This is a genomic window from Pseudonocardia kunmingensis, from assembly GCF_006716445.1.
GTDB classification, from domain to species: domain Bacteria; phylum Actinomycetota; class Actinomycetes; order Mycobacteriales; family Pseudonocardiaceae; genus Pseudonocardia; species Pseudonocardia kunmingensis.
The window spans coordinates 1567811-1587801 of the sequence record NZ_VFPA01000001.1; the positions used below are offsets into that span (position 1 = coordinate 1567811).

Annotated in this window: 15 protein-coding genes; 3 read left to right on the plus strand and 12 right to left on the minus strand. The window is 75.3% G+C overall.

The annotated features are described in order from the left end of the window. Positions 1-145: 145 nt before the first annotated feature. From FB558_RS07450 to FB558_RS07470, 5 genes are all read right to left on the minus strand, one after another. On the minus strand, positions 146-673 hold the full coding sequence (locus FB558_RS07450) for a DUF5130 family protein (RefSeq protein WP_142049471.1): 528 nt from the start codon (positions 671-673) through the stop codon (positions 146-148). After that, a complete protein-coding gene (gene ctaJ / locus FB558_RS07455) occupies positions 660-914 on the minus strand; it encodes an aa3-type cytochrome oxidase subunit CtaJ (RefSeq protein WP_142049474.1) in 255 nt (84 codons plus the stop codon). The genes FB558_RS07450 and ctaJ overlap by 14 nt, the downstream gene beginning before the upstream one ends. Positions 915-949: 35 nt before the next feature. Then, entirely contained in the window at positions 950-1867 is a 918-nt protein-coding gene (locus FB558_RS45470; protein WP_142049477.1) for an SRPBCC domain-containing protein, read from the minus strand. Between the two features lie 127 nt (positions 1868-1994). Then, a complete protein-coding gene (locus tag FB558_RS43860; protein ID WP_142049480.1) occupies positions 1995-4703 on the minus strand; it encodes an ATP-binding protein in 2709 nt (902 codons plus the stop codon). Positions 4704-5876: 1173 nt separating this feature from the next. Beyond that, complete coding sequence (locus tag FB558_RS07470; protein ID WP_211366177.1) at positions 5877-7331, minus strand: apiosidase-like domain-containing protein; 1455 nt, start codon at positions 7329-7331, stop codon at positions 5877-5879. Between the two features lie 74 nt (positions 7332-7405). Between FB558_RS07470 and FB558_RS07475 the strand changes: the two genes are divergently transcribed. From FB558_RS07475 to FB558_RS07485, 3 genes are all read left to right on the plus strand, one after another. Further along, complete coding sequence (locus FB558_RS07475) at positions 7406-8722, plus strand: glutamate-1-semialdehyde 2,1-aminomutase (protein ID WP_142049483.1); 1317 nt, start codon at positions 7406-7408, stop codon at positions 8720-8722. 157 nt (positions 8723-8879) lie between these two features. Further along, positions 8880-9383, plus strand: coding sequence for a hypothetical protein (locus tag FB558_RS07480; protein WP_142049486.1), 504 nt, complete (start codon positions 8880-8882; stop codon positions 9381-9383). Between the two features lie 83 nt (positions 9384-9466). After that, entirely contained in the window at positions 9467-10807 is a 1341-nt protein-coding gene (locus FB558_RS07485; RefSeq protein WP_142049489.1) for a sensor histidine kinase, read from the plus strand. Here the strand turns inward: FB558_RS07485 and FB558_RS07490 are convergent. Genes FB558_RS07490 through FB558_RS07520 form a run of 7 tightly spaced genes read right to left on the minus strand, consistent with a single transcriptional unit; the run spans position 10725 to position 19980 of the window. Beyond that, positions 10725-11459 carry a response regulator transcription factor gene (locus FB558_RS07490; RefSeq protein ID WP_142049492.1) on the minus strand — a complete coding sequence of 245 codons (735 nt, stop codon included), beginning with the start codon at positions 11457-11459 and terminating at the stop codon, positions 10725-10727. The two genes, FB558_RS07485 and FB558_RS07490, sit on opposite strands and share 83 nt — an antisense overlap. Beyond that, positions 11459-12601 carry a pyridoxal-phosphate dependent enzyme gene (locus FB558_RS07495; protein ID WP_246106298.1) on the minus strand — a complete coding sequence of 381 codons (1143 nt, stop codon included), beginning with the start codon at positions 12599-12601 and terminating at the stop codon, positions 11459-11461. Before FB558_RS07495 ends, FB558_RS07490 begins: the two co-directional genes overlap by 1 nt. Beyond that, positions 12598-14346, minus strand: coding sequence for a heparan-alpha-glucosaminide N-acetyltransferase domain-containing protein (locus tag FB558_RS07500; RefSeq protein ID WP_142049494.1), 1749 nt, complete (start codon positions 14344-14346; stop codon positions 12598-12600). The genes FB558_RS07495 and FB558_RS07500 overlap by 4 nt, the downstream gene beginning before the upstream one ends. A 25-nt stretch (positions 14347-14371) precedes the next feature. After that, positions 14372-15364, minus strand: a complete 993-nt coding sequence (gene sbnA / locus FB558_RS07505; RefSeq protein WP_142049497.1) for a 2,3-diaminopropionate biosynthesis protein SbnA — start codon at positions 15362-15364, stop codon at positions 14372-14374. A 37-nt stretch (positions 15365-15401) separates the two neighbouring features. Beyond that, complete coding sequence (sbnB, locus tag FB558_RS07510) at positions 15402-16448, minus strand: 2,3-diaminopropionate biosynthesis protein SbnB (RefSeq protein WP_142049499.1); 1047 nt, start codon at positions 16446-16448, stop codon at positions 15402-15404. Then, on the minus strand, positions 16445-17446 hold the full coding sequence (locus FB558_RS07515; protein ID WP_142049502.1) for a TauD/TfdA family dioxygenase: 1002 nt from the start codon (positions 17444-17446) through the stop codon (positions 16445-16447). The genes sbnB and FB558_RS07515 overlap by 4 nt, the downstream gene beginning before the upstream one ends. A gap of 32 nt (positions 17447-17478) precedes the next feature. Continuing rightward, the gene (locus FB558_RS07520) at positions 17479-19980 is read right to left on the minus strand and encodes a non-ribosomal peptide synthetase (RefSeq protein WP_246106299.1); all 2502 of its coding nucleotides are present in this window, start codon (positions 19978-19980) and stop codon (positions 17479-17481) included. Positions 19981-19991 lie beyond the last annotated feature (11 nt).

Below are 19991 nucleotides of genomic sequence, written 5' to 3' on the forward strand. Positions count from 1 at the left end.
GTCGACCATCACCAACTCCGGTACAAGCTCGGAGGTTACGGTCGATCTGTTACCGGTCGTGCTGCACGTCGCGTCGTCGCCGACGGTGGGGAGTACCCGTTCGGGGTCGGCGGGGAAACGACGGACCGCGTCGGTGAGCGGTGGGTCAGCGCGTGCGGGGGCGTCCGCCCGCCTGGTCGGCGAGCATGCGCAGACCGCTGAGCAGCCCGCCGAGCAGATCGCCCTCCTTGAAGGAGGCCACCATGCTCATCACCGCGAGCTTCGCCCCGCGGTCGGGCAGGCGCACCCGCGCCTCGCCGCCGCTGAGGACCTCCACCACCCGCTGGCCCGGGCTGACCGCGATGAGCACCGCCTCGTCCGAGCCCTCGAGCTCGTCGTGCAGCTGCGCCACCCGCGCCTGCGGCTCCGGCCCGAGGTCGCCGAGGTAGACGCTGAACCGCAGGCCGGTCTCGCGGCTGGCCAGCGTGAGCGCCTCGTCGAGCCGGGCGAGCTGCACCGGGGTGAACGGCTCGTCGGCGCGGGAGGGCTCCTCGAACTCCTCCGCCTGCGAGATCCGGCCGGACGCCGTGACGACGGCGCCGTCCGGCAGCTCGTCGCTCTCCGGGCGGGCGACGGCGGTGCCGGTGCCGCCGTGGTCGGTCGTGCTGCCGGGGGTCACCTCACCAGCTGCCACGGGCACCTCCTCGCTCGGTGCCGGCGCGCGCTCCGGTCACAGCGGTCGGGTGGTGGTCGGCGGCCGGAAGCTGCGCGCCCTGCGGGTTGGCCGTCCACCAGATGGGAGCGTGCGGCCAGGGCTGGCCGACCCGGTAGCGGGGCCGCCGAGCCATCCGCGGTGCGACGACCAGCAGCACGATACCCAGGTACAACGCCACTGACGGCACCACGAAGAAGAGGATCGTCTCCCACACGCTCACGTGCCGGAACGATAGTCGACGCCCTTGCGGGCACTTCATCCGGCGGGCGGTGCCCAGCCGTCCCGGAACAGCGACTCCATCTTGTCCAGGCACTGCTCCAACCCGGCCCGGGACACGTCGCGCGCCTCGGCCGTGCCGTAGCCGAACTCCTGCACGGTGAGCTCGGTGCGCCCACCGTCGACCGGGCGGAGCGTCACCACGTGCCGGACGGCGCGGGGCACGCCGGGCGGGATGGACGCGTCGTCGAGCGGCGCGCGGTCGGCATCGGTGAAGTCGAGCGCGAACTCGAGCCGCTCATGCGGCACGACCGTGCGGTAGGTCCAGGTGTTGTACATGTCCTGGCCGCCGTACTCGGCCGGCGCGCGCATGCACACCAGCGACGTGCCTCCCTCCCGGACGTCGAGCTCGGCCAGCGGTGAGGTGAAGCCGGTCGGACCCCACCAGCGCATGACGTACTCGGGCTCGGTCCAGGCCTTCCACGCCTGCTCGACAGGCGCTTCCAGCAGGCGGGTGACGGTGAGGTCGTGGGTCACGCCCGCCCGGCTGCTGATCTGCTGCACCGACCACCGGTTGCCGTCCGGGTCGGCGAAGTGCACGAACCCCACGTTGTCGAGAGCGTCCCCCTCGCGCGCGGGGCGGAAGGTCTCACCGTCCTCGCTGACCACGACCCCGCTCGTCGCCACCCCTCCCGCCGCCAGGTGGGCGTGCGCGGCGTGGACGTCGGGCACGACGAGCACCAGCCCGCGCAGCGACCCCGGGACCAGGTCGTCGTGGTAGCCGGTCGAGAGCTGGATCGAGCACCCCGAGCCCGGCGGGGTGAGCTGCACGAACCGGTGCTCGGCGTCGCTCGCCACGTCGAGGTCGACGGTGAACCCGACCCGGTCGGCGTAGAACGCCTTCGCGCGTTCCACGTCCGACACCGGGACCTGCACCACTTCCAACGTCCACTGCACGGCGCACCTCCTCCTCGTCGTCTCCCCGCCACGGTGCCCCGGCGGCGGCGCGGGCGGACCCGGGACGAGCACGTGACCACCACCCGACCACCACGTGCCCGGGGACGGTCCGCTCCGCTCCCCCCGCTCAGGAGGACGGGGCCGGCTGCGGCACCCGGACCCCGAGCAGCGCCAGCTCGGCCGCGCCCTCCTCGGCCCGCGGGGGCAGGAGAGCCAGGGTGACGGCGCGTTCGAGGCGGGCGCCGATGCGCTCGAACCCGGCGACGGCCGCGGCGAGGGCCGCCTCGTCGGCGTGCAGGCGCCCGGCGGCGCGGTCGAGGCAGGCGACGGCCCACGGGTGCGCGCCCGCCTCCCGGCGCGCGGCGTCCAGGCGCGCGGGCGCGTCCGGCCACCCCGCGACGACGGCCAGCTCGGCGTGCGCCGCCACGGCGTAGGCGTGGTAGCGGCCGGCGGCCGGTTCGGGCGGGCGCACCCGCGTGGCGCGACCGGCGTGCACGGCCGCGCGGGCCTGCGTGAAGACCGCGAGCGGCGCGTGCTGGGCGTGGAACACGTTCGCGGTGCCGGCCTCCCGCGCGCGGGCGTCCCAGAGCGCGGCCTGCGCGTCGTCGCCGCGCAGCGCCGCGGCGAGCGCGGCGAACCGCGCCGCCACCGGCATCCACACCGCGGGCGGGCGCCCGGCCCGCTCCCAGCCCGCCCACATCGCGGGCGCGTGCCGCAGCGCCCGGTCGATCTCGCCCGCCAGCACGAGCGCGGGGAGCACGGTGCTCAGCGCGAGGTGCGGGGAGTCGCCGTGCACGTCGGCGTCCAGGATCCGGCCTGCGACGTCCAGCGCGGACCCCGGCTCCCCGACCGCCACCGCGTCCGCGCAGGCGACGGCGAGCACGTCCTCGATCTCGGCGGCGTCCTGCGGGTCCGTGGGGTCCATGCCGGGCAGCAGATCCAGCCGCTCGGTGCAGATCCGGTGCGCCTCGCGCAGCCGGCCCTCCTCCACGGCCGCGCCCCGCAGCGCGCCCAGCGCGGCGCTGACCAGGAGCGGTTCGCCGGTGCGCCGGGCCGCGGCGACGGCCTCCTCGGCGAGGGCCCGCGCCGGTGCGAGCTTGCGCGGACCCGCGTTCCAGGCCGCGGCGATCGCGAGCCGGGCCGTGGCCACCGGGTCGCGGCGGTCGCAGGCGGCCGCCGCGTCGGCCTGCAGCGCGCGCAGCCGCTCGTGGGGAACCTCGACGGCGAACGTGGCGGGGCAGCGGCAGGCCAGCTCGACGGCCCGGGCGAGCGCGACCGCCGCCGCGTTCCCGTCCGCGGCCGTTCGGCCTGCCTCGACGAGCAGGTCGAACGCGCCGCCGGAGTCGTGGCCCACCTCCGCGCAGTCGGCAGCCGAGCGCAGGTCGCGGGCCGCCTCGTCCGGGCCGCCCGCGTGCCCGCGCGCCTCCAGGTAGCGCCGGCGCGCTTCGTCGAGGAACCCGCGGGCGTGGGTGATCCACCCGAGGGCGCGGGCCAGCGCGTGGCCGTCGGGGTCCGGGCCGGGCGGGCAGGCGGCCAGCGCGTCGCGCAGGTCGTCGAGGGCGGCGTCGACCTCCTCGCGCCAGCCGTCACCGGTGCGCGGCGAGCCGGTGAGCGCGTCGGCCCGCGCGACCGCCCACCGGCGGTGCCGCGCCCGGACCTGCGCGGTCTCCCCCGCCTCCGCCAGCTTGTCCGCGGCCACCGCCCGCACCGTCGCGAGCAGCCGCCACCGGCCCCGCTCGTGCACGACGAGGCTCTTGTCGACGAGCCTGCCGAGCACGTCGGCGGCCACCGCGAGCTCCAGGCCGGCGACGGACGCGGCAGCCGGGAGGTCGAACGCGCCCACGAACGCGGCGAGTGCCCGGAACAGGCGGCGCTCCTCGTCGTCGAGCAGGTCGTGGCTCCAGCCGAGCACCGCGCGCAGCGACCGGTGCCGCACCGCCCGACCGCGCCCGCCGGCCAGCAGGCGGAGGTAGTCGCCCAGCCCGGTGAGCAGGCCGGGCCCGCCGAGCGCGGCGCTGCGGGCCGCCGCCAGCTCGATGGCCAGCGGCAGCCCGTCGAGCCGGGCGCACAGGTCGGCCACGGCGCCCGGCTCGACGGGGGCCACCGCGCGGTCGGCGAAGAGCCGCTCGGCGTCGGATCCCAGCGGGAGCGGCCCGACGGCCACGACCCGCTCCCCCGGCACCGCGAGCCGCTCCCGGCTCGTGGCGAGCAGCGTGACGGTCGGGCACGCGGCGAGGACGCGCTCGGCGAACCCGGCGACCGCGTCGACGACGTGCTCGCAGTTGTCGAGCACCAGCAGCGAGCGGCCGCGGCCCAGGCGCCCGGCGATCGCCGCCTCCAGCGGCTGCTGCGGCCCCTCCGCGACGCCCAGCGCGGCGGCGACGGCCTGCGCCACCGAGTCCTCGCGGGCGGGCACGAGGTCGACGAACGCCCCGCCGAACGGGAACGCGGCCGCCTCGGTGACCTCCGCGGCGACCACCGCGGCGAGCCGGGTCTTCCCGACGCCGCCCGGGCCGACCAGCGTGACCAGCCGCTCCCGCGCCAGCGCGGCGAGGATCGCGGTCCGCTCCGCTCCCCGCCCGACGAACGAGGTGCGCGCCACCGGGAGCCCGGCCACGCCGCCCGGCGGGGGCGCCGCGCCCGCGTCCGGGCCGACCAGGGCGGCCAGCTCGCGGCGGTCGGCGACGCCGTACTTGCGCAGCAGCGACGAGACGTGCCCCTCGACGGTCCGCACCGACAGGTGCAGGCGCCCGGCGATCTGGGCGTTGCTCAGGTGCGCCCCGACGGCCGCGAGCACCTCGGCCTCGCGGTCGGACACGTCGACGGGCAGCGCCACGACACCATCATGGCCGTGTGAGCGGACAGCGCGCGCCCGACGTAGACGTCAGCGCGGTCAGCCGGCCCTGAACCTGTTCGTGGCCAGCGGGATGTCGGGCATGACGGTGCTGCAGTCGTGACCTACGTCCCGGCGATCTCGCTCGCGTTCCTCGGGGGTTAGCTGCTCTCCTCCGCGGTGATCGCCAGGAGTGGTGTCAGGGCGTCAGATCTGTCGCGCTCCAGGGCGTCAGATCTGTCGCGCTCCCACCGCTTCTGCTGATCATGGCCGTTCCCGCCTTCTGCGGAACGCGGCAGTGCGCGACCCGATCGACGTCATGGGTCTCCGGCCTGCGGCGCAGACTCATGGTGTCGATGTGGCGGTGGATTCTCCTGTGGGCGCGCCGTTCCCGGCTCGAGGCCACTGCCGCCCGCCCTCGCCCGTGGTCTCCGGCGCGGTCGGCCGATTCCCCTGCGCCGCCCGTCGGCGACGTGGCCGGGTTGGGCCGAGTACCGAATATCGTGGCTGGCCGGGCGGCCGTTCCCGACCTGGCCCAGGCCTGTTCCGGACGAGAACGTCGCTGCCGGGTGGGTGCGCACCTGGCTGTGGTCCCGATCCACCCCGCCCCGGTGATCATCGGACCGGCCCGGGGCGCATCGAGGCTCGTGATCGGCGGAAATGGGACATCTGCTGCATGGGTGCGGCTGCATGGGTGCGGCCCTGGTCCCTGCTTCGCTGATCAGGGGCGCTTCGGAGGGGTTCTTGAACGGAACCACCGCCGGATGAGTGGCACCCGGCGGGGACGGGCTCGTCGTGGACCGGCCGGAGCCAGGTTGGGGACGGCTGCCAGGGCGATCACGATATTCGGTAGTGGTGCCAACCCGGCCGCCCTCGCCACTGGAGGTCCGGCAGGGCGCCGGGGCCGACTGCGAGCGACACCTGGACGTGGGGTGGGGCAGCTGGTCCCGAGCCGGGAACGGCGCGCCACCGCAACCCGCCCTGCCCGTCAGGAAACCCCGGAGTAGGCGCGGACCGCGTGCTCACGCACCCCGATTCGGCTCACGCACCCCGTCGACGGGGTGCGTCGCGGCAGACGGGGGGCGTGAGCGCAGACGGGGGGCGTGAGCGCAGACGGGGGGCGTGGCCTTCCGACAGCGCTCACGTCGACCTCGACCGCGGTGGGGGCGGTGCCCGCTACGACCGCAGCCGCAGCACCAGCAGCCAGTCCTCGCCGTCCGCCGCGTTCCGCCCCGGCGTGGTGACCGCTCCCGGCGGGTCGAGGCGCGCCTCCACCGGCGGGGCCGTGGCGTCCGCCGCGTCGACCCAGCGCGCGGTCGGCGGTTGCGCGAGCGTCGCGGGGTCCACGGTCAGCGTGCGGGCCGTCGGGACGTAGGCGACCAGCGTGTCACCGGTCCGGGCGGCGGTGACGTGGTCGTCGGCCATCACCCCGACCTCGGCGTCGCTCCCGACGGGCTCCCCGCGCCCGGCCACGATCACCTCGCCGGGCTCGACGGGAGCGAGCTCCCACCAGGGCAGCGCCGCGAAGAACTCCCGCATCCGCCCCAGCTGACCGACGGCCGGGGTGTCCAGCCGCGTCTCCCAGCCGGGCGGGAGCTCCCAGTCGTCGGAGCCGTAGAAGTAGCCCGGGGAGCCCGACGTCAGCGCCCACCCCATCTGCCGGCGCAGGACCTCGTCGTCGGTCACCGGGGTGCCGGGCAGGTTGTTCTCGCCCTCGTAGTTCGCCTCCATCAGCAGGGCGGGGCGCCGGTCCCGGGCGTGGCCGTCCAGCACCGCCCGGTAGGTGGGGAGGTAGGTGTAGACGAAGTTGAAGTCGACGTGCGGCTCCCACATCGGGCTGTCGGTGGACACCGACGCCGGGTACCCGAGCTGGATCGAGAAGAGCCGGGTGTCGCCGGTGGAGCGGATCCCCCGCAGCACCTGCTCGAACCTCGCGTCGTGCTCGGGCGGCGAGTCGTGCCGGCCCGTCACGTCGTGCGGGAAGTGGTCGCCGCCGGTCATCCACACGATGTTCGGGAAGCGGGCGTAGCGCTCGGCGACCATGACGCCGAACCGGTGGGCGTCCTCGGGTGCGGCGCCGCGGAACACCGTGCTGACGGTCCACCCGTCGATCGGGTACAGGAACAGTGTGTTCCCGTGGGCGCACGCCGCCCGGACCAGCTCGTCGACGCGCTGCCAGTACGGCTCGTTCCAGCGCGTCACGTCGCCGCCGACGAACGGCAGGATCCCGTCGTGGGTGCGCCCGTCGTCGCCCGGCCCGCCGTTGGCGCGGGACCCGATCAGCGAGACGATCGAGGCGTTGAAGCCGTGCGCCTCGCGGTTCGCGAAGTAGTGCTCCGCCTGCGGCGGTGACCAGCGCACCGGCCCCGCCCACGGGGAGTCGCCGAAGACGAGCAGCGGCGTGCCGTGCTGGTCCTCGAAGTACCGGCCGTCCGCGCCGACCGCGGTCACGTAGGAGTGCTCGCCCATCCCCGTCCCCTCGCACGACGCCTGCGGTACCGGACCGGTGACGATAGGGCCGGGCGTCGCGGCGCCGCAGGACGCGAGGAGCACTCCCGAGAGGAGCAGCGCGCAGCGGCGCACCGGGCTCGGCCCGCGGTGGGGTACCTCGATGGGGCGCACGCCGGGCACGGGTCCATCATGGCCGAGGAGAACCGTTCGAGCTGACGCGCAACGACGCGACCCGCAACGACGAAGGTGCATGCATGACGCTCCCGGACCCGTCCCTGCCGCGGTCGGCCGCGCTCAACGAGCGGCTGCACGCCGCCGTGCCCGGCGGCGCCCACACCTACGCCAAGGGCGACGACCAGTACCCCCAGGACCTCGCGCCGGTCATCTCCCACGGCCGCGGCGCGCACGTGTGGGACGTCGACGGCAACTCCTACATCGAGTACGGCTCCGGCCTGCGCGCCGTCGCGCTCGGCCACGCCCACCCGCGCGTGGTGGAGGCGGTGCGCCGCGAGATCGACCGCGGCACGAACTTCGTCCGCCCCGCCGCCATCGAGGTGGACGCCGCAGAGCGCTTCCTGCAGACCGTCCCCACGGCCGAGATGGTCAAGTTCACCAAGAACGGCTCCGACGCCACCACCGCCGCCATCCGCCTCGCGCGCGCCGCCACCGGGCGCACGCTCGTCGCCCTCTGCCACGACCAGCCGTTCTTCTCCACCGACGACTGGTTCATCGGCGGCACGCCCATGAACGCCGGCATCCCCGAGCAGGCCACGGTCACCTTCCCCTACGGCGACCTGGGCGCCCTCGCCGCGCTGCTCGACCAGCACGAGGGCCGGATCGCCTGCATGATCCTCGAAGCCGCCACCCAGACCGACCCGCCGCCCGGCTACCTCGAGGGCGTCCGCGAGCTCGCCACCCGGCACGGCGTCGTCCTCGTCTTCGACGAGATGATCACCGGGTTCCGCTGGTCCGAGCACGGCGCCCAGGGCGTCTACGGCGTCACGCCGGACCTGTCGACGTTCGGCAAGGCGCTCGGCAACGGTTTCGCCGTCTCCGCGCTGGCCGGCAAGCGCGAGCTCATGGAACGCGGCGGCCTGCGCACCGACCGGGAACGGGTGTTCCTGCTCTCCACCACGCACGGCGCCGAGACCCACTCCCTCGCCGCCGCGATCGCCGTCATGGACACCTACGCCGCGGAGGGCAGCGCCGCCCGGCTGCACGCGCTGGGGGAACGGCTCGCCGCGGGCGTCCGCGAGGTCGCCGCCGGGATGGGCGTCGCCGAGCACGTGCTGGTCAGGGGGCGCACGAGCAACCTCGTCTTCGCGACCCTCGACGTCGAGGGGAAGCCGTCGCAGCCCTACCGCACCCTGTTCCTGCGCCAGCTGCTGGCAGGCGGGGTGATCGGTCCCTCCTTCGTGGTCAGCGCCGCGCTCACCGAGGACGACGTCGACCGCACCGTCGAGGTCGTCGCGCAGGCGTGCGCCGTGTACCGCAAGGCCCTCGACGCGGGCGACCCCACGCCGTGGATGGGCGGGCGACCGGTCAAGCCGGTGTTCCGGCAGTACGCCTGATCGGGCCGCATGCCTCCTGGTGCGGCAATTTGCCGACACCTTGCCTTCGCGAGGTTTCCCGTTAGCGGCCGATCGCATAGCGTAGGGAACCGGCGCCGGCGCCCTTGCGCGCCGGACGTGAGGTACCGCGGACACCGCAACCGACGGGACGATCACGATGGACCTCCGCTTCGCAGCCTTCGAGCTCATCACGCGTGACGCGGTGCTGCGAGCGCTCCTCGTGAACTACGCCGACCGCATCGACCAGGCACGGGTCCCGGAGCCGCCGGCACCGGCGAGCTGCTTCCTCGCGCTGGCGTGGAGCGGCAGCGACCGGGTGGACGCCCGGGACGGGGCGCAGCTGCTGGCCGCTCGCGCCCACCTGCCCCGGCGGCTCGCGGAGCGGCACGCGCACCTCGACGCCGTGCTGGCACGGCTGCGGGCGGCCCTGACGGCGCCCGCGGCGCGCGGGGTGATCAGCACCCGGTGCCTCCCGCCGCCGCGTGCGGCCGTCGAGGACGGCGCAGACACGATCTTCAAGACCCGGATGTTCGAGATCTCCCCCGCTGCCCCGCGCGGCAGCGGGGCCGCGCTGCTCGAGCTGGCGCCGTGGCCGGGGCAGGCCCCGGTCGGGGCCGCGCCCTCCCTCGCACGCCGCGGTGCGGTGCCCAGCATGAACTGACCGGGCGGGTGAGGTAACGGTCCTGGCCGCCGCGCAGAGCACAGCCTGTGGGACACGGCGGCCACGGATCGGAGGCGACGCTCGTGCGCACTCGAATCATCGGCCTGGCCGTCTGCGCGTCCGCCCTGGCCATCGGCCTGTTCGGGGTGCCGCTCGCGGTGGCGGTGCTCCAGTACGCGATGCAGGTCGAGCGGGGCGAGCTCGCGCAGACGGCCCGCGCGGTGGCTATCAGGGTGGCCGCGGACGTCTACGACGAGGACGAGGTCGCGAACGTCGAGGTACCCCGTTCGGTCCGGGTGTCGGTGTACGACTCGGACGGCGACCGGCTCAGCGCCACCGGGCCGCCCGACGGCGGACCCGAGGTCGCGCGGGCCCTCCAGGGCAGGGCGGGGAGCAGGATGGACGGCGCTGACCTCGTCGTCGCGGTGCCGGTCACGCACGAGGACGACGTGATCGGTGCGGTGCGCGCCGCCGTTCCCCGCAGCGCCGCCCTGCAGACGGTGGCGCTGGTGTGGGTGGCGATGGCAGCGCTGGCGGCCCTCGCCGTGGGCGCCGCGTGGCTGGTGGGACGGCGACAGGCCCGGCGGCTCGCGCGCCCGCTCGAGGACCTGGCCGTCGCCGCCAGGCGGCTCGGCGACGGCGACTTCAGCGTGCGCACGCGGCCGGGCGGCATCGCCGAGATCGACTCGGTCGGTTCGGCCCTCAACTCCACCGCCGGTCGCCTCGACGCCCTGCTCGCCAGGGAGCGCGCGTTCTCCGCCGACGCGTCGCACCAGCTGCGCACCCCGCTCGCCGGGCTCCGCCTGCGGCTCGAGGCGGCCCTCGAGTCGCCCGGCCGCGACCTCGCACCCGCCATCGCCGCCAGCCTCGTCGACGCGGACCGCCTGGAGTCGACCATCGACGAGCTGCTCGCACTCGCCCGGGACCAGCGGGCCATCCCGGGCGGCACGGTCGAGCTCTCCGCGCTGCTGGCCGCGATGTCGTCGGAGTGGAGCGGGCGCCTCGCGCTCCAGGGCCGCGACCTCGCGCTGAGCGTCGATCCGGACACCCCGGACCCGTGCGCGTCGGCCGCGGCGGTCCGGCAGATCCTCGCGGTGCTCGTGGACAACGCGACGACCCACGGCGAGGGCACGGTGACGGTGGCGGTCCGGGAGGCCACCGACGCGGTCGCGATCGACGTGGGCGACGAGGGAGCCGGCGTGCACGACGCCGAGGGCACCCTGTTCGACCGGCGCGTCGACCGGGAGCGGGGCCGGCACGGGATCGGCCTGGCGCTGGCGCGCCGGCTGGCCGAGGCGGAAGGGGGCCGCCTGGGCCTGACCCGGCCGTCGCCCCCGATGTTCACCCTCCTGCTGCCCGCCGACCGCTCGGCCGGTCCGCGGGCTCTCCCAGCTCCAGCCGGTACCCGTAGCCCCGCAGGGTGACGATCGCGGGAACGCGGGCGGACGCCGGCGGCGCGACCTCCCCGATCTTCCGGCGGAGCGCCGCGACGTGGACGTCGAGCGTCTTGGTCGAGCCGAACCAGTGCTCGTCCCACACGTCGGACATGAGCGTCTCGCGGCTCAGTGCCACGTCCGGTTCCGCGGCCAGGCGGGCCAGCAGGTCGAACTCCTTCGCCCGCAGGCGCAGCTCCCGACCGCCCACGCCCGCCCGGCGGCGGGTCACGTCGACGACGAGGTCACCGACGGCCCGTACCGGCGCCGGCCCGGCGGCACCCTCGTTGCGCCGCAGGTGGGCGCGGATGCGCGCGTGCAGCTCGGCCAGCCGCACCGGCTTGACCAGGTAGTCGTCGGCGCCCGCCTCCAGGCCCACGACGACGTCCATCTCCGCCGACCGGGCGGTCAGGACGACGATCACGCAGCCGGGCTGGCCGCGCCGCAGCTGCCGGCAGACCTCGACGCCGTCGAGGTCGGGGAGCCCGAGGTCCAGCAGCACGAGGTCGACGGCGGCGGCCGCTGCGAGGCCCGCGGCGCCCGTCCGCTCCCACCGGACCTCGAAGGCGTGGCTGCGCAGGCTCGACGTGAGCACCTCCCCGATGGTCGGGTCGTCCTCGACGAGGAGGATGCGGCCGGCCATCAGCCGCCCGCCATTGCCCGCTCCACCTCGTCGAGCGTCTCGACGACGGCCACGCGCGCCGGGTCCGCGGGCCCGCCCGCCGTCACCTCCCGGCCGGTGACCAGCAGGACCACGGTCTCCTCCCGGCCCACCCGGCGCAGCTCGACGGCGGCGGCGAGCCCTGCGAGGGCCGCCGCCCCCGCGGGTTCGGCGCCGACGCCGGCCGTGGCGGCCAACGTCGCGACCGCGCCCCGGAGCGCTTCGTCGGTGACCGCCACCATGGCCCCGCCGCCGCGGCGCACCGCGTCCAGCACGGCGTCGCCGATGGCCGGGCGCATCACGGCGATGCCGTCGGCGACGGTGGCGGCGGGATCCAGATCCGCCGGCCCGACGGGCTCCCCCCGCCACGCCCGCACCAGCGGCTGGCACGGCTGCGCCTGGACCCCGATCAGGCGCGGTCGCCGCGTGACGAGCCCGTGGCTCTCGAGCTCGGCGAAGCCCTTGTCGAGCGCCACCAGCGTGGGGCCGTCGCCGACCGGGGCGACCAGCACGTCCGGGACCCGGCGCCCGAGCTGCTCCCACACCTCGAACGCGACGGTCTTCTTCGCCTCGAGCGTGACCGGGTTGGCCCCGGTGTTGCGGTCGAGCCAGCCGAACGCGGCGGCGGCGGCGCGGGAGAGGTCGACCGCGGCCGCGTAGCCCGCGCGGACCCGGAAGACCCGCGCACCGGCCTGGGTCATCAGCGCCAGCTTCTCCGGCCGGCAGTCGGTGGAGACGAAGATGGCGGCCCGCATCCCGGCGGCCGCGGCCCCGAACGCGGTGGCCACGGCCGCGTTCCCGGTGGACGCGGTCGTGATCGTGTCCACCCCGCGCCGCAGGCCGCCCTCGATCACGAGCGCGGTGGCGCGGTCCTTGTTGGAGGCGGTCGGGTTGCGCGTCTCGTCCTTGATCCACAGCTGCGGCAGGCCCCAGGCCCGGCGCAGCGCGGGCGCGGGCAGCAGCGGCGTGCCGCCGATCGGCAGCGGGTACCGGATCGGACCGTCGGGCACGGGCAGCAGCTCCCGGTAGCGCCACATCGTGAACGAGGCGGGCGGGTCCGCCGACCGCATCCACCCGCGCCCGGTCGGCGCCACCACCTCGTCAGCGATCCCTCCTGCGGTCACGGGCAGTTCTCCTCTTCGTAGGAGTCGATGCGCTCTTCCGCCTGGTCCAGCGCACCCTCGTCGGGGGCCTGCACCCCCGGCTCGCCCGCCTCGGCGAGGGTGTCGGCCACGGAGACGGCGACCGCGTCGCGGATCTCGGCGGGCGCCACGCGCGGCATGTCGGCCAGCGGGCCGCGCGCCTCACCGATGAACGCCACCGGATCGTCGGGGTGCTGGTCGTCCGCCGCGTCGACCTGCTCCGACAGCACGCAGTACCGGTCGAGGTCGGGTGCGGGGCCGGGGCCGGGGTCGGCGACGACGGCGGGCGCGGGGTCCGGTGGCGGCGCGGCCGCGGCGGGCGGCGCCGGCGCGGCGACGGTCCCGGCGCCCGCCACCTCGCCCTCCACCGACTCCGGTGCGGGCCGGGCCACCAGGACGAGGGCGAGGGCCACCGCTGCCGCGCAGGCCACCGGCACCACGAACTGGGCCACGCGCGTCCCCCGTGCGGCGGCGCCGCGGTCCGCGGGCGGGTCGCCGGGTCGGCGGGAGAGCCGCTCGGCCAGCCGGCGGCGCGCCGTCCCGGCGACGATCGCGACGACCCGCTCCAGCGGCCCCTGACCGAGCCAGCGCCGCCAGACCACGGCGAAGACGCCCGCGCCGACGACCATGAGGACGAAGAGCACGACGGGCTCGTCCTCCAGCACGCCGGTGGCCAGCAGGACCAGGTGCGCGGAGTACAGCGTGAGGGCCATGCTGCCGGCCGCCGCGAACGGCGCCAGCAGGCGGGCCGGGATCCCGGGGCGGGTCAGCAGCAGCGCCGCACCGAGCACCGCGACGGCGCTGCCGAGGGTGTGCACCAGGTCGACCGTCGTGCCCGAGTGCGGGGCCGGGAGCGCCAGGTACCACCACGACGTCGCCGGGTCGGGGTCCCACAGCAGGATCCGGGCCGTCTCGGCGGCGGTGTCGCCGGATGCGCTCCCGGACATCAGCGCGGCGAACCCGCCCAGCGGGTACAGCACGAGCGCGGACACCAGCCGGGCCAGCACGGCCAGCGCGACGCCGCCGCCGAACAGCCACCACGCCACCCGGCGCGAGGCCAGGTCGAGCCGCCCGATCGCGAGCCCGGCGCAGAGGTAGGCGAAGTAGACGACGACAGGGTAGGCGCCGGTGACGAACAGCTGGGCCGCCACCCCCAGCGGGTCCTGCACGAGGGCGGTGAACGTGGGGTCGGAGTCGGGCTCCGGGAGCGGGAGCCCGGCCGCGGCGACCAGCAGGACCGGCCCGGCGACGGCCACCGCGGCGGCCACGCCTGCCGGCACGGGCGGCGGGCGGCCGATCAGCGGGACGGCGAGCAGGAACAGCACGGCGTAGAACGGCAGGATCCCGTCCACGCCGTTGCGTTCCGAGAGCGTCCCGAGCGCGAGACCGATCGCCCCGATCAGCAGGGCCCGGACCACCAGCCCGCCGGCCACCGCCGTCCGCGCGGAGCCCCGCACGACGTGGCGTCCGCCCGAGAGGAACGCCAGGCTGACGCCGGCGACCAGCACGAAGGTCGCTGCCGAGCGGCCTGCGGCGACGAGGGTGGTCGCGGTGGGCGCGTCCTGCTCGTCGAACGAGTCCAGGACGTGCACGGCCATCATCCCGAGCAGCGCCGCGCCGCGGGCGACGTCCACCCCGACGACGCGCGTCCGGGGCGGGGCCGGGTCGCCGCTCCGCGTGGCGACGGCGGTCCGCGCGTCGGTGCTCGGATCCGGTGAGATCAGCATCGGACACCCCTGTTCAGCGGTGAGCTCACGCCGGACGGGGAACGGGGGTATGCGTCCGCTCCTCGGTGTCGAGCACGTCCGCGCCGTAGAGGTCCTCCAGCCAGTTCGTCTGGTAGACCGTGTCGAGGTAGCGCTCGCCGAGGTCCGGTGCCACGGCCACCGCCGTGATCGCGGGCGCCCCGCGCCGGGCCAGCCACCCCATCGCGCCGCTGACCACGGTGCCCGTGGAGCCGCCGAACAGGAACCCGCTGCGCGCCAGGCGGTGGCAGGCGCGGATGGTGTCGGCCTCCTCGACGCGCACCACGTCGTCCAGGTAGGACTCGTCCAGCAGCGGCGGGCGGATGCTCATCCCGAGACCGGGGATCATCCGGCGTCCCGGCGGCCCGCCGAAGGTCACCGAGCCGACGCTGTCCACCGCGACGACCTCCACCCTGCGGTGCCACTCCCGGAACCAGCGCGCGCAGCCCATCAGCGTCCCGGTCGTGCCCGCGCCGACGAACAGCACGTCCAGCTGCGGGAACTGGCGGGCGATCGCCGGTGCCGTCGTGCGGTAGTGCGCCATCCAGTTGCCCGGGTTGGCGTACTGGTTGATCCACACGTACCGCTCGTCGGAGGCGCACAGCGCGCGGACGAAGTCGATCCGGGCGCCGAGGAAGCCACCGACGGGATCCGGCTCGGCGATGATGTGCACGTGGCTGCCCAACGCCTCCATCAGCCGCCGCGTGGAGAGGTTGCAGCGGGAGTCGGTCACGCACAGGAAGCGGTAGCCCTTGCTCGCCGCGAGCATGCTCAGCGCCACGCCCAGGTTCCCGGACGAGGACTCGACGAGGATCGCCCCGGGCGTCAGGGCCCCGCTGCGCTCGGCGGCGTCCACCATCTCGGTCGCGGCTTTCAGCTTGATCGAGCCGGCGAAGTTGAACCCCTCGCACTTCAGGAACAGCGAGCGGCCGTACACCGACTGCAGGTCGACGTAGAGCTCGTCCTCGTTGAACTGGTGCGGGGCGGTGATGACAGGCACGATGCCTACTCCTCATGTGGGTCGAACCGCACGGCGCTCATCCGTGCCGGCGCAGTTCGTGGAAGAAGTCGTCGATGACGTGCAGGTCGCCGGACCGGGCCAGGTCGTCGTAGACGTACTTGCCGACGGCCAGGTCGAGCACCCCGAGGCCGAACGGTGAGAACACCACCGGCCGGTCGTCCGGCACGCTCACGCGCCCGGTGAGCACGTCGTCCAAGGTGCCGTGCAGGAAGTCGCGGTTGCCGGTGCGCTGCTCGGCCAGGTGCGGCGAGGTGTCGGCCTTCAGGCAGTGGTCGACGTCGTCGACGATGTTGGTCGAGGCGAGCACGACCTCGGGGGCGAGGTCCCGCAGCGACACGTGCAGCACCACCGGTGCGTGCGCGAACCACGACACGTCGCTGATGTGCGGCGCCGCGGCCACGGTCGCGAAGACCACCAGGTCGCTGGACCGGATCAGCTGCTCGGCGCCGTCGTGGACGGTGATCCGGCCGGCCGTGCCGGACTGCTCCAGGTACCCGCAGAACCCCGCCGCGCTGTCCGCGGACAGGTCGTGCACGCCGATCTCGTCGAACGACCAGCCGGTGCGGGCGAGGAACGTGTGGATGTAGCGGGCGATCAGGCCGGTCCCGACGAAACCGACCCGGGCCGGGCGCGGCCGCCCGCGGGTGAGCCGGTCGGCCGCCAGCGCCGCCGACGCGGCCGTCCGGGTCGCGCTGATGATCGAGCTCTCCATGCAGGCCAGCGGGTAGCCGGTGTCGTGGTCGTTGAGGATCAGCACCGCCGAGGCCCGCGGGATGCCGGCCGCCACGTTCCGCGGGAAGCTCGAGATCCACTTGCACCCGTCCACCCGCACCTGCCCGCCGAGCGAGGCGGGGAGCGCGATGATCCGGGACGACGGGCGGTCGGGGAAGCGTAGGAAGTAGGACGGCGGGTTCACCGAGTCCCCGGCGCCGTGCAGCCGGTAGGTGGTCTCGACCAGCTCCACGACCTCCTTCTCGCGTCCCTCCAGCACGCTCCGCACCTGCGCACCGGAGATCACCGCGAACGGCGGCACCGCGAGCGGCGCGGCGTCGGTGGCCGTCATCGCGGCGCCACCTCCACGGTGGGCGCGCAGTCGGTGAGGCGCACCGGGTCGGCCATCCCGACGAGCACCTCCCGCAGTCCCCGGAAGGCCTCCCGGCTGTGGGCGGTGCGGATGTTGTCGACGAGCAGCAGGTCGCCCGACTGCCACGGCTCGCGGACCGTGGCGGCCTCGTAGGTCTGGTTGAGCAGCTCCACGACGTCCGCGCCGATCGGGTCGCCGTTGCCGAAGCGGGTGGTGAACGGCAGCCCGTCGGGGCCGTAGACGTCCACCAGGAACTCGCGAACCTCGGGATCGATCGTCCACTCGTTCAGGAACGCGATCTGGTTGAACCAGCAGCGCTCACCGGTGACCGGATGGCGCAGCACGGCGCTGCGGCGCTGCTGCGTGCGCAGGCCGCCATCGGGCTGCCAGGCGAAGGCGATGCCGTTGGCCCGGCAGTAGCTCTCGACCGCGCCCCGGTCGTCGGTGCCGAAGGCCTCGGCGACCGAGGAACCGATGTCGTCGTTGTAGTTGCGCACCAGCAGCCAGCCCTCGCGCTCGAACCGGTTGACCAGGTCGAGGGGCAGCGCCGCGAGCACCGCCGCCGCATCGGCCACCCCGGTCGCGCCGCCCTCGGTGGGGGCGGTGCGGCAGGCGAAGAGCATCAGGCTCGGGAACTCGAGGGTGTAGCTCAGCTCGTGGTGCATGCACATCGGCTGGTTCGCCGGCCACGCGGAGGAGGAGTACACGCCCTCGCCGTAGGTCCGCCGCGCGGCGAAGGCCTCCTTCTCGGCCATCAGGCCGGTGGCCAGCCGCCGGAAGACGGCGGCGATCTCGTCCGGGTCGCCCAGCCCGAGGCCGCGCACCAGGACGCACCCGTGCTCGGTGGTGGCGGCGCGCAGGGCGTCCCGGTGTTCGGCGGCCCAGCCCGGCGCGTCCCCGGTGGCCTCGACCCGCAGCGTCGGGCGCGCACCGGGACGCAGGTCCAGGTCGAGCAGTGCGGTCGGTGAGGTGGACATGTCGTTTCCCTTCGGTTCCGGGCAGGTTCTGGTCAGGACGGGGACACGAGCGCGGCGGGATGTGGCACGGCGGACCTGCTCTCGATCTCCCGGGCCAGTTCGGCGAGCGTGGGACAACCGGTGATGTCGGCGAGGGACACCTCGCGCTGCAGGGCGATCACCAGCTTGACCGCCGACAACGAGTCGCCGCCCCGGTCGAAGAAGTGGTCGTGGCGCCCGACCTGGTCCTCCGAGACGCCCAGCACCGCCGCCCACGCCGCCGCGACCCGCTGCTCGCTCGGCGAGGCGGGCGCCTCGAAGCCGGTGCCGTCGACGTCGAGCTCGTTCGCCCGGACCGCCAGCGACGCCCTGTCGATCTTGCCGTTCGGGGTGAGCGGGAGGCGCTCGCACCAGTGGAGCGCGGACGGCACCATGTACTCGGGCAGCCGTTCGGCCACCACGCGCCGCAGCACGTCGGCCGCGATCGCCCGCTCCCCCGAGTAGAAGGCCACGAGGCGCTTCCCCGCCGCGGACCCGTCGGCCACCAGCGCGGCGCCGTCACGGACGCCGGGCACCCGCAGCAGCGCGTTCTCGACCTCGCTGATCTCGATCCGGAAGCCACGGATCTTGACCTGGTTGTCCCGGCGGCCGAGGAAGTCCAGCGTGCCGTCCGGCCGCCAGCGGCCGTAGTCGCCGGTCCGGCAGATCCGCCGCCCCGGGTGGTGCGGGTCCGGCCCGAACATCCCCCGCGTGCGCTCCGGGTCGTTGACGTACCCGCGGCCGACGCAGACGCCGGAGAAGACGATCAGGCCGGGCGCGCCCAGCGGCACGGGTGCCAGGTGCTCGTCGACGACGTAGACGGTCGTGTTCTGGATGGGCCGGCCCAGCGGGATCCGCGTCCCGTCCGGGGCCCCGTGCAGGACCAGGTGGACGGCGTCGTCCGAGGTCTCGGTCAGCCCGTAGGTGTTGACGAGCCGGGTGCCGGGCACGGCGGCGAACCACCGCCGCACGAGCTCCTCCTTCAGGAAGTCCCCCGTCGGGCACACGCAGTGCAGGTCCGGCAGCTCCCTGGGGTGCTGCTCCAGGTGGGACAGCAGGACGTCGAGGTAGGACGGCACGACCTGCAGCACGCCGGCCCGGGCCTCGACGAGCGTGTCGACGAGCCGCGCGACGTCGAGGACCACGTCCTGCTCGACGAGCAGGGTCGAGCCGCCGACCAGGAGCGCGCCGACCAGCTGCCACACGGAGATGTCGAAGCACTGGGGACCGGTCTGCGGGACGACCTCGCCCTCGCGGACCCCGAGGTCGGCGAGCTTGGCCTGGATGTGGTTGAGCATGCCCGCGTGCTCGCACATCGCGCCCTTGGGCTCACCGGTGGAGCCGGAGGTGAACAGCACGTAGGCCAGCTGGTCCGCCGCGACGGCGAGGCCGAGGTCGTGGTCGGCGTGGCCCTCGGCGTAGGCGGCGTCGGCGTGCAGCACCCGGACCCCGGGCAGCGTGGCGAGTGCCTGGTCGAGCGTCGTGGTGCTGCCCCGCTCGGTCAGCACGAGCCCGCACCCCGCCCTCGAGACGGCGGCCGCGATCCGCGCGGGCGGGAAGTGCGGTTCGAGGGGCAGGTAGGTCAGCCCGGCCTTCCAGATCGCCAGCACGGAGGCCATCCAGTCCAGGTTCCGCTCCATGACGACCGTGACCACGGCTTCGCGCGGCAGACCCCGGGCCCGCAGTGCCCGCGCGAGGCGGTTGGCGCGGGAGTTCAGCTCCCGGTAGGTCCACCGCCGGGAGCCGTGCACGGCGGCGACGGCGTCCGGGTGCCGCGCGACCCGCTGCTCGAACAGCTCGTGCACGCGCAGGTCCGGCAGCTCCCGGTGGGGTCCGGCGAGCCCGTCGAGCTGCAGGCGCAGCTCCTGCGCCGAGAGCAGGTTCGCCCGCCCCGGCTCGGCGTCCGGATCGGTCACCATCGCGGTGAGGGCGCTGCGGTGGTACCCCGCCACGCGCGCCGCCGCGTCCGCGTCGAGGGCGTCGGTGCGGTGCCGCACCCGCAGCACCAGCTCCTCGCCGCGCGGAGCGATCCCCACCCGCAGGACCACGCCGTCGGGCAGCTCGCCGCGAGCGTGGTCCCCGACGTCGACGACGGTCTCGAACGACGGCCCGGGCAGGCCGAGCTCGCGCCGCAGGTCGGCGACGGGGAACCCGCGGTGGCGCAGCAGGTCGTCCTCGGCCCGCTGCGCCTCCCGCACCAGCTCCCGCCAGCTGCCGCCCGCCGGGGTGACCAGCCGGCACGGCACCGGTGCCCCGTCCGGCGGGGCGTAGCCGGTGACGATCTCGCGCTCGCCGGAGAGCGCGGCGTGGACCACGGCGTGCGCGCCGAGCATGACCGCGCCCAGCCGCACGTCCAGCGCGTCGGCCAGCCGCCGCAGTGCCGCCACGAGGTCGGCGGGGACCGTCTCGACGTGCTCCCCGACGCCCGGCGCCGGATCGCGGGTCCACCGCGGCACCGTCGCGGCCCCACCCGCCGCGAGCACCCGGCGCCAGTAGTCCCGGCCGGTGTCCGGCATCCCCATCTCCT

Excerpts from the sequence above, each read along its gene's own strand:
- FB558_RS07475 (WP_142049483.1), top strand. The coding sequence starts at position 7,406 with ATGACGCTCCCGGACCCGTCCCTGCCGCGGTCGGCCGCGCTCAACGAG.
- FB558_RS07480 (WP_142049486.1), top strand. The coding sequence starts at position 8,880 with ATGGACCTCCGCTTCGCAGCCTTCGAGCTCATCACGCGTGACGCGGTG.
- FB558_RS07490 (WP_142049492.1), bottom strand. The coding sequence starts at position 11,459 with ATGGCCGGCCGCATCCTCCTCGTCGAGGACGACCCGACCATCGGGGAG.
- FB558_RS07500 (WP_142049494.1), bottom strand. The coding sequence starts at position 14,346 with ATGCTGATCTCACCGGATCCGAGCACCGACGCGCGGACCGCCGTCGCC.
- sbnB (WP_142049499.1), bottom strand. The coding sequence starts at position 16,448 with ATGACGGCCACCGACGCCGCGCCGCTCGCGGTGCCGCCGTTCGCGGTG.
- FB558_RS07515 (WP_142049502.1), bottom strand. The coding sequence starts at position 17,446 with ATGTCCACCTCACCGACCGCACTGCTCGACCTGGACCTGCGTCCCGGT.
- FB558_RS07520 (WP_246106299.1), bottom strand. The coding sequence starts at position 19,980 with ATGCCGGACACCGGCCGGGACTACTGGCGCCGGGTGCTCGCGGCGGGT.